The organism is Methylobacterium sp. NEAU K, from assembly GCF_030700285.1.
GTDB lineage: Bacteria > Pseudomonadota > Alphaproteobacteria > Rhizobiales > Beijerinckiaceae > Methylobacterium.
Map to the genome: position 1 here is coordinate 27,199 of NZ_JAUYZJ010000015.1, position 12,346 is coordinate 39,544.

Annotated in this window: 13 protein-coding genes; 7 read left to right on the forward strand and 6 right to left on the reverse strand. The window is 73.2% G+C overall.

Annotation, left to right across the window (positions count from 1 at the left end):
• Nucleotides 1-53: 53 nt before the first annotated feature.
• The 4 genes from Q8W67_RS13880 to Q8W67_RS13895 form a co-directional block, all read right to left on the reverse strand.
• On the reverse strand, nt 54-977 hold the full coding sequence (locus Q8W67_RS13880) for a hydroxymethylglutaryl-CoA lyase (RefSeq protein WP_305546392.1): 924 nt from the start codon (nt 975-977) through the stop codon (nt 54-56).
• A complete protein-coding gene (locus tag Q8W67_RS13885) occupies nt 974-2,167 on the reverse strand; it encodes a CaiB/BaiF CoA-transferase family protein (RefSeq protein ID WP_305546394.1) in 1,194 nt (397 codons plus the stop codon). The genes Q8W67_RS13880 and Q8W67_RS13885 overlap by 4 nt, the downstream gene beginning before the upstream one ends.
• A gap of 158 nt (nt 2,168-2,325) precedes the next feature.
• Nucleotides 2,326-3,273: a LysR substrate-binding domain-containing protein gene (locus tag Q8W67_RS13890; RefSeq protein ID WP_305546396.1), complete on the reverse strand. Its 948-nt coding sequence runs from the start codon at nt 3,271-3,273 to the stop codon at nt 2,326-2,328.
• A gap of 13 nt (nt 3,274-3,286) precedes the next feature.
• Nucleotides 3,287-3,661, reverse strand: coding sequence for a hypothetical protein (locus Q8W67_RS13895; RefSeq protein WP_305546398.1), 375 nt, complete (start codon nt 3,659-3,661; stop codon nt 3,287-3,289).
• Between the two features lie 192 nt (nt 3,662-3,853).
• Between Q8W67_RS13895 and Q8W67_RS13900 the strand changes: the two genes are divergently transcribed.
• The 7 genes from Q8W67_RS13900 to Q8W67_RS13930 all read left to right on the forward strand — a co-directional run bounded on the left by Q8W67_RS13900 (nt 3,854) and on the right by Q8W67_RS13930 (nt 10,226).
• Nucleotides 3,854-4,486, forward strand: a complete 633-nt coding sequence (locus Q8W67_RS13900) for a LemA family protein (RefSeq protein ID WP_305546400.1) — start codon at nt 3,854-3,856, stop codon at nt 4,484-4,486.
• A 9-nt stretch (nt 4,487-4,495) separates the two neighbouring features.
• Nucleotides 4,496-5,302 carry a YgcG family protein gene (locus tag Q8W67_RS13905; RefSeq protein WP_305546402.1) on the forward strand — a complete coding sequence of 269 codons (807 nt, stop codon included), beginning with the start codon at nt 4,496-4,498 and terminating at the stop codon, nt 5,300-5,302.
• Complete coding sequence (locus Q8W67_RS13910) at nt 5,292-5,924, forward strand: TPM domain-containing protein (RefSeq protein WP_305546404.1); 633 nt, start codon at nt 5,292-5,294, stop codon at nt 5,922-5,924. The genes Q8W67_RS13905 and Q8W67_RS13910 overlap by 11 nt, the downstream gene beginning before the upstream one ends.
• Nucleotides 5,925-6,120: 196 nt before the next feature.
• Complete coding sequence (locus Q8W67_RS13915; RefSeq protein ID WP_305546406.1) at nt 6,121-7,446, forward strand: glycosyltransferase; 1,326 nt, start codon at nt 6,121-6,123, stop codon at nt 7,444-7,446.
• Nucleotides 7,443-7,682 carry a ferredoxin gene (locus tag Q8W67_RS13920; RefSeq protein WP_305546408.1) on the forward strand — a complete coding sequence of 80 codons (240 nt, stop codon included), beginning with the start codon at nt 7,443-7,445 and terminating at the stop codon, nt 7,680-7,682. The genes Q8W67_RS13915 and Q8W67_RS13920 overlap by 4 nt, the downstream gene beginning before the upstream one ends.
• Nucleotides 7,679-8,992 carry an NAD(P)/FAD-dependent oxidoreductase gene (locus Q8W67_RS13925; RefSeq protein WP_305546410.1) on the forward strand — a complete coding sequence of 438 codons (1,314 nt, stop codon included), beginning with the start codon at nt 7,679-7,681 and terminating at the stop codon, nt 8,990-8,992. The genes Q8W67_RS13920 and Q8W67_RS13925 overlap by 4 nt, the downstream gene beginning before the upstream one ends.
• Nucleotides 8,985-10,226, forward strand: a complete 1,242-nt coding sequence (locus Q8W67_RS13930) for a cytochrome P450 (protein ID WP_305546412.1) — start codon at nt 8,985-8,987, stop codon at nt 10,224-10,226. Before Q8W67_RS13925 ends, Q8W67_RS13930 begins: the two co-directional genes overlap by 8 nt.
• On the opposite strand, the gene Q8W67_RS13935 is transcribed toward Q8W67_RS13930, so the two are convergent.
• Both Q8W67_RS13935 and Q8W67_RS13940 read right to left on the reverse strand, forming a co-directional pair.
• Entirely contained in the window at nt 10,160-11,581 is a 1,422-nt protein-coding gene (locus tag Q8W67_RS13935; protein ID WP_305546414.1) for an ATP-binding protein, read from the reverse strand. The genes Q8W67_RS13930 and Q8W67_RS13935 overlap by 67 nt on opposite strands.
• 15 nt (nt 11,582-11,596) lie before the next feature.
• Nucleotides 11,597-12,313, reverse strand: coding sequence for a response regulator (locus Q8W67_RS13940; RefSeq protein ID WP_305546416.1), 717 nt, complete (start codon nt 12,311-12,313; stop codon nt 11,597-11,599).
• Nucleotides 12,314-12,346 lie beyond the last annotated feature (33 nt).

Consider the following 12,346-nt stretch of genomic DNA (forward strand, 5'->3'; position numbering starts at 1 on the left):
ATGCGCGGGGCCGCCTTCGGGTGGGCGGCTTCGTCGCGCGGCGATTGTCGGAGTCAGGCGCCCTGCGGAACCGGGTGGAGGTCGCAGGGTCGGCCGGCCTTGGCGACCTGGCCCGGCACATCGTGGCCGACCAGCCGCGGCAGGTCGCGGGACAGGGCGATCAGGGCGGGCAGGTCGAGGCCGGTGGGGATGCCCATCTCGTGGGCCATGCTGACCAAGTCCTCGGTGCAGATGTTGCCGGTGGCGCCCGGGGCGAACGGGCAGCCGCCGAGGCCGCCGAGCGCCGCGTCGAAGCGGCGTGCGCCGGCCTGCCAGGCCGCGAGCACGTTCGCGAGGCCGACCCCGCGGGTGTTGTGGAAGTGCAGGGTCAGGCGCTCCGCCGGGACGAGGGCGAGCACCCGCGTGACCAGCCGCTCCACCTGCCGCGGATTGGCCATGCCGGTGGTGTCGGCGAGCGTCACGCCGGTGATGCCCAGCGAAAGGTAGCGCTCGACCTGCGCGATCACCCTGTCGTCCGGCTGGCCGCCCTCGAACGGGCAGCCGAAGGCGGTCGCCACCGTGGCATTGATGCTGACCGGGGCACCGCGCACCGAATCCATGATCCGCGCGAAGCCGGCGATCGAATCGGCCGGGCTCATGCCCATATTGGCGCGATTGTGGGTCTCGCTCACCGAGGCGACGAGGTTGATCTCGTCGACGCCCGCCGCCAGCGCCCGCTCCGCGCCCTTGGGGTTCGGCACCAGGGCCACGTAGACCGTGCCGGGCCGGCGCCGGATTCTGGAAAACACCGCGGCGGCGTCGCGCAGGGCCGGCACCGCCTTGGGCGAGACGAAGGACGAGACCTCGATGCGGGAGAAACCCGTACCCGAGAGCGCGTCCACGAGGGCGATCTTGTCCGCCGTCTCGACCCAGGCCGCCTCGATCTGGAGACCGTCGCGGGGCGCGACCTCCTGGACGAGCATCGCAGCGTCGGTCATTTCACGGCTCCCGCGTCGCGCAGCCTCTGGATCGCGGCGGCGTCGAGGCCGAGGTCGGACAGAACCGCGTCGGTGTGGGCACCGAGCGCCGGGCCCTGCCAGTGCACCGCCCCGGGGGTACCCGAGAGCTTAGGCACGATGCCCGGCATCTTCACCGGCGTGCCGCCGGGGAGTTCCGCCTGGAGGATCATGTCCCGGGCCTGGTAGTGCGGGTCGGCGACGATGTCGGCCACCGAGTAGATCCGCCCGGCCGGGACGTCCGCGGCATCGAGCAGAGCGAGCACCTCCTCGACGCTCCTGGCCTTCGACCAGTCGCCGATCACCCCGTCTAGCATCGCGGCATGCTGCGAGCGGCCCTCGTTCGAGCGCATCCGCGGGTCGTCAGCGAGGTCGGGGCGGCCGATGGCGTTCATCAGCCGGCGGAAGATCGGGTCGCTGTTGCCGGCGATCACGACGAAGCCGCCGTCCTGGGTCGGGTAGGTGTTGGACGGGGTGATGCCGGGCAGCGCGCCGCCGGTGCGGGTGCGGATCTCGCCGAGCAGGTCGTATTCGGGGACCAGGCTCTCCATGACGTTGAACACGCTCTCGACCAGCGAGACGTCCACCACCTGCCCGCCGCCGCCGTTCACCTTGACGTTCAGGATCGACATCAGCGCGCCGATCACGCCGTGCAGCGAGGCCAGGGTGTCGCCGATGCTGACCCCGACGCGCGCCGGGGGGCTGTCCGGCGAGCCGGTGGTGTAGCGGATCCCGCCCATGGCCTCGCCGATGGCGCCGAAGCCGGGCCGGTCGCGGTAGGGTCCGGTCTGGCCGTAGCCGGAGATGCGCACCATCGTGAGCTTCGGGTTGAGGGCCGAGAGCACGTCCCAGCCGAGCCCCAGCTTCTCCAGGCCGCCGGGCCGGAAATTCTCGACCACGACGTCGGCGCTCGCGGCGAGGCGCTTGACGATGTCGAGCCCGTCGGGAGACTTCAGGTTGACGGCGATAGACTTCTTGTTGCGCGACTGGAGGTACCACCAGAGCGAGGTGTCGCCGTGCATCTTGCGCCAGGTGCGCAGGGGGTCGCCGCCCTCGGGCGCCTCGACCTTGATCACCTCGGCGCCGAATTCGGCCATGAGCTTGGTGGCGAACGGCGCGGCAATGAGCTGGCCGAGTTCCAGCACGCGGATGCCGCTGAGCGGACCTGACACCGTCGTTCTCTCCCTGTCTTTGCACCGAGAATACGACCGGCAGGCCGGCGAAGTCCAAACGCGATGCGCCAGCCTGCGTTCTCCGGATGCGAACGCTCGGCACCGTGCGCCGAAGCGGTCACCGGTTCGGCGCAGGCCAGGATGCGGGAGCGAAACCGTCAGCCTCCGGCCGTGCGCAGGTGGTCGAGGAGCAGGGCGGCGGCCGGCGGCAGGGCGCCAGGCCGGACCACCAGGGTGAGCGTCCGCGTGGCCCACGGGTCGGTCAGCGGCACCGCGGCGAGCCGCATCTGCGGCCCGAGCAGGGCGTAGACCCCCGCGGGGATCGTTCCGAGGCCCATCCCGGCCTGCGCCATGCGGCAGATCCCGTCGAAGCTCGGCACGTGGATCCGCAGGCGCAGCGGGCGCCCGAGGCGCCGGGCCTCGTCCCGGAGGGCCGCGTAGATCGAGCTCTCGGCATGGAGGCCAACATGATCGTAGTCGAGGGTATCGGCGAGGGCGACCGCGCCGCGTCCGCTGAGCGGGTGGTCGGCCGGCATCACCAGAACGAGGTGGTCGCCGCGATACGGGTGGGCGGAGAGCGAGCGGGTATCGGTGCCGCCGGCGCAGATCCCGAGATCGGCAACGCCCTCCTCGACGCCGAGCACCACGCCGCCGCTCGGCCGCTCGGCCAGGTCGACGCGGATTCGCTCCTGAGCGGCCAGGAAAGCCTGGAGGTCCTCGGGCAGGAACTGGACGATGGCCGACAGGTTGGCGAGCATCCGCACGAAGCCGCGCACTCCGTGCGCGTGCTCGGCGAGTTCCAGCGCCATCTGCTCCGCGCTCGCCAGCATCCGGCGGGTATGGTGCAGCAGGGTCTCGCCGGCCGGCGTGAGGCGCATGCCCCGTGGCTCGCGCGTGAGGAGCGCGCAGCCCAGCGCGTGCTCCAGCTCGGCTAGGCGCTTGCTAACCGCCGAGGGGGCGATCGCCGCCCGCCGCGCGGCGCCGTTGAGCGTCCCCGCCTCGCAGATCGCCGCGAACAGGCGGAGCGTCTTGAGGTCGAGGCGACTCAGGGTGGCTGCGGCGGGGAGCGGGTCGGGAATGTCCGCGTGCCTCCCGGTCGGCGGCATCCGGCCAGCGCCCTCAGTCCCGCGACCCGACCGGCTGGCCATGCGTACCGTAGCCGAGCTTCGCGCCCTGCCGGTTGACCAGGCCGAAGCGCAGGACCGCCTGCTCCAGATAGTCGACGGCGTCCACGAGATGCGCACGCGCCGCCGCGATCGTCTCCTCGCCCTCCTCGACCGGCGTCTCGGCGAGCTTCACCGCGGCGATCAGGACCCGGTCGCGCTCCTCCTCGATACGCCGGTCGCGCTCGACATGGCCGCGGACCTTGGCGTCGAAGGCCTCGATGACGGACCAGGGCAGCGCGTCCTTGTCGACCGGTGGCCGGAAGGCCAGCGCGTGCCGCCGCGCCGCCGCGGCCGCCGCTCTGACATGGTCGGCGAGTTCTGCGTCCATCTCGGTCTCTCCGCGCAGCCATGCCTGCCGTCGCGAACGTCGGTCCCGCCCGGCCGGTGCCGATGCCGTTATCGGGCCGCGCCGCAAACCTTCAAGCAGCAGGCGCCGGGGGCCTTACCTTGGCGGTTCGAGCCCTTATCTCTCGCGAACGTGATCGGTGGACCGGGCCCGGTCCGGAGGGGAGTGACTCCGATGGAATCGATATCGAATGCCGGCCCCCTGCGGGCGACCGCCGCGGCCCGTCTGCTCGGCCTGCTCGCGGTGGTCCTGGTCGCCACCGGGCTCTCCGGCTGCGGGGCGATCAACCGGGTGCCGACCCTCCAGGAGCAGGCGAAATCAGCCTGGAGCGAGGTGCAGAACCAGTACCAGCGCCGCGCCGACCTGATCCCGAACCTCGTCGAGACCGTGAAAGGCTACGCCCAACAGGAGAAGGACGTGCTGATCGGCGTCACCGAGGCGCGGGCCAAGGCGTCGAGCGTGAAGGTCGACGCCTCGACGGTCACCGACCCGCAGAAGTTCAAGGAATACCAGGACGCCCAGAACCAGCTCTCGGGGGCGCTGGGCCGGCTGCTGGTGACGGTGGAGAAATACCCCGACCTCAAGTCGAACCAGAACTTCCTCGCCCTGCAATCCCAGCTCGAGGGCACCGAGAACCGCATCGCCGTGGCCCGGCGCGACTATATCGGCGCGGTCCAGGCCTACAACACCGAGGTCCGCACCATCCCGGGCCGCTGGATCGCCGCGATCTTCTATCCCGACGCCAAGCCGATGGAGACCTTCACGGCGACGCCGAATGCCGACCGGCCGCCGAACGTGAAGTTCTAGGGGCGGCCGATGGGCCGGAGCATCCCGACGCGGGTGCGGCTCGCCCTCGCGCTCGGCGTCCTCGCCGTCTGCCTCGCGGTCTACGCCGTCGGGGCGCTGGCGGCCGACCTGACCTTTCCGGCGCTGACCGGCCGCGTGGTCGACGCGGCCGGCATCCTCACGCCGGACCAGCGCGGCAAGCTGGACGCCAAGCTGAAGGCGCACGAGGACAAGACCTCGGACCAGGTCGTCGTGGCCACCGTGCCGAACCTCCAGGGCACCACCGTCGAGGATTATGCCAACCGGCTGTTCCGGGCTTGGAAGCTCGGGCAGGCGAAGACCAATAACGGCGCCCTGCTGCTGGTGGCGCCGGCCGAGCGCAAGGTGCGGATCGAGGTCGGCTACGGGCTCGAAGGGGCGCTCACCGACGCGCTCACCCGGGTGATCATCGCCAGCGCCATCACCCCCCGCTTCAAGACCGGCGACTATTACGGCGGCCTCGACGCCGGCGTCGACGGGATGCTGTCGATCCTGTCGGGCGACGCCCAGGAGTGGCAGCGCAAGCCGCAGGTGCGCACCGACGAGGTCGATCCCGCGCAGGTCGCGGCCCTCGTTCTCCTGTTCCTGGTCGTGCTGTTCGTGGCCTGGCGGATGACCCGAGGCGGCAATCGGGGCGGTCCGGCGGGCCGCCGTGGCGGCATCGTCCTCCTGCCGGGGCCCGGCTCCGGGGGATGGAGCGGCGGCTTCTCGGATGGCGGATCGTCCGGCGGCTTCGGCGGCGGCTTTTCCGGTGGGGGCGGCTCGTCCGGCGGTGGAGGGGCCTCGGGTGACTGGTAGGATCGCGGAGGTGCTCTCCCCGGAGGCGTGCGCGCGTCTCGCCCGTGCGGTGTCCCGGGCCGAGGCCGGCACGTCCGGCGAGATCGTCGTGATGATCAGCCGGCGCGCGGGCACCTACCGGTCGGTGGTGCTGCTCGCGGCCCTGATCGCCGCGCTGATCCTGCCCTGGCCGCTGATCGCTCTGACGGGCTGGAGCGCCGCATCCATCCTGCTGGCGCAGGCGGCCCTGGTGGCCGCGATCCTGGCAGCGAGCCAGAACGAGCGGCTGCGCCTCACCCTGGTGCCCCGCCGCCTGCGTGGCGCCCGGGCCCGGGAGGCCGGGCAGCGTGCCTTCTGGTGCCGGGGCCTGAACCGGACCCGGTCCCGCACCGGCGTGCTGCTCTACCTGTCGCTGGCCGAGCGTCACGCCGAGATCGTCACCGACCTGGAGGTGCTGCGGCATATCCCGCCCGAATCCTGGGATGGAATCCTCGCCGATCTCGTCCGGGCGCTGGCGCGCGGCGATGTCGAGGGCGGCCTGACGGCGGCGGTCGAGCGGGTCGGCACCTGCCTGGCGGAGCATCTCCCGGCCGGTCCCCGGGATCCGGACGAGTTGCCGAACCGGGTGATCGTCGCCGATTAGAGCGCGCCGCATCGTTGTGCGCGGCCGCACCAAGTCGTCCCGGTCGCCGGTAACTGCGCCGGCCCGCGAGCGATTCAGCCTGTACGGGCCCCGCGCGTCGCGCGGTGCCCCCGGATCGTCGTCGCATACCGTCGACGAGACCGCCCAGAGAGACGGAGCGATGCGGATAACGGCGGCATCGCCCAAGGAGGCCGTGATGAAGATCCTGATCGCCGCGACGCCGCTCACCGGCCACGTCAACCCGCTGCTCGCCATCGGCTGCGAAGCCGCCGCCCGCGGCGACGAGATCCTCGTGCTCACCGACGCGGCCTTCCGGCCGAAGGTCGAGACGGCGGGCCTGCGCTTCACGCCCTATGCCGACAACGGTTCGGCCGCGTTCCGCGAGACCGGCCTGCCCGCCGGACCGGAACGCTACCGGCGCGAATTCCAGCGGCGTTTCATCGATCCCATGCCGGTGCAGGCCGCGGCCCTGCGCGCGCTGATCGCCGACGAGGCGCCGGACGTGATCGTGGCCGGCAGCATGTTCCTCGGCGTGCTGCCGCTGCTCCTCGACACCGCCCCGCGGCCGCCGATCGTCACCGCCAATGTCAGCTTCCTGTTCCTCGACCGGCCCGATCACGCCCCGGTCGGCCTCGGCCTGCCGCCGGCGCGCGACCGGGCCGAGCGGATCCGCTACGCGGCCATGAAGGCCGGCATGGACGCAGCCTTCGCCAACCCCGTGCGCGCCTACGCGGACGGCCAGCTCGCGCGGCTCGGCCTGCCGCCGCTCCCGGCCTCCCTGCCACACTCGATCGTCGTGCTGCCGGACCTCTTCCTCCAGCCCACGGTGCCGGGCTTCGAGTACGATTACGGCACCCTCCCCCCGGGCGTGCGCTTCATCGGCCTGCTCCAGCCCTCCGCCCCGCCGGCGCCGCTGCCGGACTGGTGGCCGGAGCTGTTGCGGGCCAACGCGGCGGGCAAGCCCGTCGTGCTGGTCACCCAGGGCACCCTCGCCAACGCGGATTTCGGCGAGCTGGTCGAGCCGGCGCTGGCCGCCCTCGCCGACCGGGACGACCTGCTCGTCCTGGCCACCACCGGCGGACGGCCGGTCGAGGCGCTGCGGGGACCGGTCCCGGCCAATGCCCGCGTCTCGGTCTTCCTGCCGTTCCGCGAGTTGCTGCCGCGGGTAAGCGTGCTCGTCACCAACGGCGGCTACGGCAGCGTCTCGCAGGCACTGGCGTCCGGCGTGCCGATCGTGTCGGCCGGGCTCACCGAGGACAAGGCGGAGGTAAACGCCCGCATCGGCTGGTCCGGCGTCGGCCTCAACCTCGCCACCAACACCCCGAGCGCCGAAACCCTGCGCGAGGCGGTGGCGCGGGTGCTCGACGAGCCCGGCTTCCGGCAGCGCGCCGTCGCGCTGCGGGAGGCCTTCGCGGCGCGGGACGCGATGGCCGGCATCCTGGGCGCGGTCGACGACCTCGCCCGCTCCGGACCGGTGCGTGGCGGCACGGGCGCCGCGATCCCGCTGGCGAGGTCGGCATGAAACCGGCCCTCGACCGCGCGGCGTTGCGCGTCGTCGTCGATCTCAACCGCTGCCAGGGCTACGCCCAGTGCTGCTACGCGGCGCCGGACGCCTTCACCTTACGCGGGCATGAGATCCTGTTCTACGATCCCGCGCCTCCGGCCGAGCGGCGCAGCGCGATCGAGCGGGCCGTGCAGGCCTGTCCGGTCCGCGCCATCAGCCTCCAGGCCGGGGCGGATGACGGAGGCGCAGCATGAGCCCGGAACCCGCCGGCATCGTCGTGGTCGGGGCATCGCTCGCGGGCCTGCGCGGGGCGGAGGCCCTGCGGCGTGGCGGCTATGACGGGCCGCTGACCCTGGTGGGCGCCGAGGCCCACCGCCCGTACGACCGACCGCCGCTGTCGAAGCACGTGCTCGCCGGGGAGCTGTCCCCGGAAGCGACGCGCCTGCCGGAACTGGCTTCCTTGCGCGCCCGCTGGCGGCTCGGGAGCGCGGCGGTGGCGCTCGACCGGACGGCCCGCGCCATCCGGCTCGCGGACGGAGCCGCTCTGGCCTACGAGAAGCTCCTGATCGCCACCGGGGCCGAGGCCCGGCCCTGGCCGGTCGAGACCGGCGGCGGGCTCGCCGGCATCCACACATTGCGCGGTTGCGACGACGCGGCCGCCCTGCGTGCCGACCTCGTGGCAGGCCCGCGCCGGGTGCTCATCGTCGGCGGCGGCCTGATCGGCTGCGAGGCGGCCTCCTGCCTGCGCGACCTCGGCCTGCCCGTGACCCTGGTCGATCCCAACCCGACGCCGCTGGCCCGCTCGCTGGGAACCCTGGTCGGCGGCGTGGTCGCCGCGTGCCTGCGCGAATCCGGCGCCGTGTTCCGCCCCGGCACGCAGGTTCTGAGCTTCGAGGGCGACGAAGCGGGCCGCGTGGCCCGGGCCCGGCTGGCGGATGGGGGCGTCATTGAGGCCGATCTCGTCATCGCGGCGCTGGGCGCCACTCGGGCGACCGGCTGGCTCCGCGGGGCCGGCCTGATGGCCGATGCCGGCGGCCTCACCTGCGACGCGGCCTGCCGCGCCCGCGACACGGACGGCGCGCCCTGCCCCGACATCTATGCCGCCGGCGACGTGGCGCGCTGGCCGATCCGCCTCTACGGGGGCCGCCCGGTGTCGGTGGAGCACTGGGGCAACGCCGTCGAGCAGGCAGTCCATGCCGCCCGCAACATGCTGGCCGGCCCCGGCGACCAGCGGCCCTACGAGCACCTGCCGGCCTACTGGTCGAGCCAGTTCGGGATCAACATCAAGGCGGTGGGCCTCACCGAGGGGGCGGATTCGATCGCGGTGGTGCAGGGCTCGCGCGCGTCCCGGCGCTTCCTCGCCGTCTACGGGCGGGCCGGGCGCAGCATCGCGGCGGTTTCGTTCGACCAGGCGCGGTGGCTGCCCGCCTATGCCGCGGCGATCGCGGCCGGGGCCGCCTTCCCGCCGATCGTCGACGCCACCGACCAGCCCCGTGTGGAGACGGCCGTCCCCGGCTTCCCGCCGTCGCGCGCTTCCCGCCCCGCCGAGCCCGCCCATGCCTGACGACGCGCTCTTCTCCGCGGTGATGGACCCGGCCAACCGCGCCGACCCCTACCCGCTCTACGCCCGGCTGCGCCAGCGCCCGGTCTGGCGCCAGCGTGGCGGCAGCTACGTGGTGAGCAGCCATGCGGCGATCCGCGCCCTGATCTTCGATCCGCGCCTCAGCTCGGAGGACCTGCCGCCGCCCCGCCGGCCGCGCACCGGCAATCCGCTCAGGGATTTCATCCTGAACCCGATCAAGAACCGCATCAGCGCGACGCACCGCCCGCTGATCTTCCGCGACCCGCCCGACCACGACCGGCTGCGCAGCCTGGTGATGCGTGAATTCTCGATCGCCCGGGTGCTCGGCCTGCGCGAGCGGATCGCCCGGGAGGTGGACCACCTCCTCGATGCCTGCCGGGGGCGCCCGGAGATCTGCTTGGTGAGCGACCTCTCGTACCCACTGCCCGTGGCGGTGATCTGCGAGCTGCTCGGTGTCCCCGAGGCGGACGAGCCGCAGTTCCAGGCCTGGGCGACGCAGCTCGCCACCGCGGTGGAGCCGGATGCGCGCCACGATGCGGAGACCCGCCGCCAGATCGTCGGCGCCTTCGACGAGATCGCGGCCTACATGCGCGACCTCATCCGCGAGAAGCGCCGCCGCCCGGCCGACGACATGCTCAGCGGCCTGGCCGCGCCCGGGCCGGGCGGCAGGAAGCAGATGAGCGACTTCGACCTCATCGCCACCTCGGTCCTGCTGCTGGTCGCGGGGCACGAGACCACTGTGAATCTCGTCACCAACGCCATGCTCACCCTGCTGCGCCACCCGCCGGAGCTGGACCGCCTGCGCGCCGACCCGGAGCGGGCGCCGCGGGTGATCGAAGAGGTGCTGCGCTACGAGCCGCCGGTGCATTTCCGGACCCGCAAGGCGCTGGGCTCGATCGCGCTCGCCGGCGAGACGATCCCGAAGGGCGCCCCCGTCATCCTGCTCTTCGCCGCCGGAAACCGCGACCCCGAGCGGTTCGCCGCGCCCGACCTCTTCGATCCCGACCGACCCGACATCCAGCATTTCGGCTTCGGCGGCGGCCTGCATTACTGCGTCGGCGCGCCCCTCGCGCGGCTCGAGGCCGAGATCGCCCTGGTGGCGCTCAGCCGCCGCCTCGTCGCCCCGCGGCTGCTGCGCGATCCGCCACCCTACCGGCCGGGCGCCTCGCTCCGCGGACCCGAGCAGCTGGGGATCGGCATCGACGGGATCGCCTGAGAGGAGGCCGGAGTCCCGGGAAGGTCGATCTCGGCCCGCAAGCCACCCCCGGGCCGGTTCACCAGGCGGATCTCGCCGCCATGGGCACGCACCGCGGAGCGGGCGATCGCGAGCCCGAGCCCGATGCCGCCGGTCTCGTCGCTGCGCGCATCGTCGAGCCGGGTGAAGGGCTCGAACAGGCTCTCGACCCGGCCCGTCGGCACGCCCGGGCCGTCGTCCTCGACCTGCACCCGCACCACGTCCCGGTCCTGCGCGACGGTGATACGGGCGCAGCCGCCGTAGCGGATCGCGTTCTCCACGAGATTGTCGAGGGCCCGCCGGAGGGACACGGGCCGGCCGTGGAACGGCAGCGCCGCCGGGGCCGAGAGCGTCGCGTTCCGGCCGAGCGCCCGATGGTCGTCGACGAGCGCGCGCGCCATCCCGGCGAGGTCGAAGGTTTCCGGCGCCTGCGCGACCACGTCGTCGCGGGCGAAGGTCAGCGTCGCCTCCACCATCCGGCGCATCTCGGCGAGCGTACGCACCATCGGCTCGCGCAGCTCCGGATCCTCGACCATCTCGGCGCGCAGCCACAGGGAGGCGATCGGGGTGCGCAGGTCGTGGCTGATCGCCGCCAGCATCCGCGTTCGATCCTCCACGAACGCCCGGAGCCGTGCCTGCATCAGGTTGAAGGCGGCGCTCATCCGGGCGAGTTCGCGCGGGCCGCGCTCCGGCAGGGGTTCGACCGCGGCGCCGCGGCCGACCTGCTGGGCCGCGGCCGCGAGGGCCGAGACCGGGCCGACCACCCCGCGCAGGCCGAACCCGACGACGACGAGCACGGCGGCGACGCTCGCGGCGAGCTGGGCGAGGCCGATCCGCAGCCAGGGCGGAGTCGGCAGGAATACCGGCGCCTCACCGTTGAGCCAGCGCCCGTCCGCCAGCCGCACCGAGACCCGCAGCGCCTCAGGGGGGGCCCGGCGCGGCGCCTCGTCCGGATCCTCGCCGAGATCGCGCTCGACCAGCTTGAGCCGCGCCGAACCGGGATCGATCCGCATCCGGCGCTCCAGGATCGCCGCGAGCCGAGTCTCGTCCGGGTCCATGGCTGCGGCCTCGACCGTGCTGTCCGCGCCGATCGAGAAATGCCGGCGCGGCGAGCCGTAGGCCGCGATGACGCCCGGCACCGCCTCGGGGGGCACCCGATCGATGAGGCGCGCCAGCGTCGCAACCCGGTCGATGACCTGCGTTCGCCCGGCGGCGCGCCCGACCCGGGTCGTCTCCTGGGCGAACATCGCGAAGGCGGCCGCCTGCGCCGCCACCACGGCGAGCACCAGCAGCAGGCCGAGCCGGCCGCCGAGGGAGCGCGGGACCGGGGACCTCACGGGTTCGCCCGCATGTCAGAGTTCCCGCACATCGGCGGCGAGCACGTAGCCGCCGCCCCAGACCGTCTTGACCAGACTCGGTCTGGCCGGATCGCGCTCCAGCTTGCGCCGCAGGCGGCTGACCTGGTTGTCGATGCTGCGGTCGAAGGCCTGGGCGGCGCGGCCGGCGGTGAGGTCGAGGAGCTGATCGCGGGAGAGGACGACGCGCGGGCGCTTGGCCAGCGCGGCCAGCAGCCGGAACTCGGCGGTGCTGAGCGGGACGGCACTCCCGTCCGCATCCAGGAGTTCGCGCCGGTCGGTGTCGAGGATCCAGCGGTCGAAGGCGAGCCGGCGCGTGCCGGCCTCGTCGCGGCTCCGCGGCAGGGCGTTGGCCCGGCGCAGGAGGTTCTTGACCCGGGCGAGCAGCTCGCGCGGGTCGAACGGCTTCACCACGTAATCGTCCGCGCCGATCTCCAGGCCGACGATTCGGTCGGTCTGCTCGGCCATGGCGGTGAGCAGGATCACCGGCGTGTCGTGCACCTCGCGGATGTGCCGGCAGAGGGACAGGCCGTCCTCTCCAGGCATCATCACGTCCAGGATGATCAGGTCGATCGCCCCGTGCGCCAGGGCGGCCCGGGCGGCGGCGGCGTCTGCGGCGACGCTGACCCGCAGGTCGTGCCGCCGCAGGTAGGCGGCCAGCGGATCGCGGATGTCGCGGTGATCGTCCACCACCAGGACGTGCGCGTCGTCCATGCCTCGTCTCCCTGCCCGGTCGGCGCTCGTCAG

What these genes read in the sequence shown, in the direction of transcription:
- Q8W67_RS13880 (WP_305546392.1), bottom strand. Translation starts at nt 977, where the DNA reads ATGACCGACGCTGCGATGCTCGTCCAGGAGGTCGCGCCCCGCGACGGT.
- Q8W67_RS13890 (WP_305546396.1), bottom strand. Translation starts at nt 3,273, where the DNA reads ATGCCGCCGACCGGGAGGCACGCGGACATTCCCGACCCGCTCCCCGCC.
- Q8W67_RS13895 (WP_305546398.1), bottom strand. Translation starts at nt 3,661, where the DNA reads ATGGACGCAGAACTCGCCGACCATGTCAGAGCGGCGGCCGCGGCGGCG.
- Q8W67_RS13900 (WP_305546400.1), top strand. Translation starts at nt 3,854, where the DNA reads ATGGAATCGATATCGAATGCCGGCCCCCTGCGGGCGACCGCCGCGGCC.
- Q8W67_RS13905 (WP_305546402.1), top strand. Translation starts at nt 4,496, where the DNA reads ATGGGCCGGAGCATCCCGACGCGGGTGCGGCTCGCCCTCGCGCTCGGC.
- Q8W67_RS13915 (WP_305546406.1), top strand. Translation starts at nt 6,121, where the DNA reads ATGAAGATCCTGATCGCCGCGACGCCGCTCACCGGCCACGTCAACCCG.
- Q8W67_RS13920 (WP_305546408.1), top strand. Translation starts at nt 7,443, where the DNA reads ATGAAACCGGCCCTCGACCGCGCGGCGTTGCGCGTCGTCGTCGATCTC.
- Q8W67_RS13925 (WP_305546410.1), top strand. Translation starts at nt 7,679, where the DNA reads ATGAGCCCGGAACCCGCCGGCATCGTCGTGGTCGGGGCATCGCTCGCG.
- Q8W67_RS13930 (WP_305546412.1), top strand. Translation starts at nt 8,985, where the DNA reads ATGCCTGACGACGCGCTCTTCTCCGCGGTGATGGACCCGGCCAACCGC.
- Q8W67_RS13940 (WP_305546416.1), bottom strand. Translation starts at nt 12,313, where the DNA reads ATGGACGACGCGCACGTCCTGGTGGTGGACGATCACCGCGACATCCGC.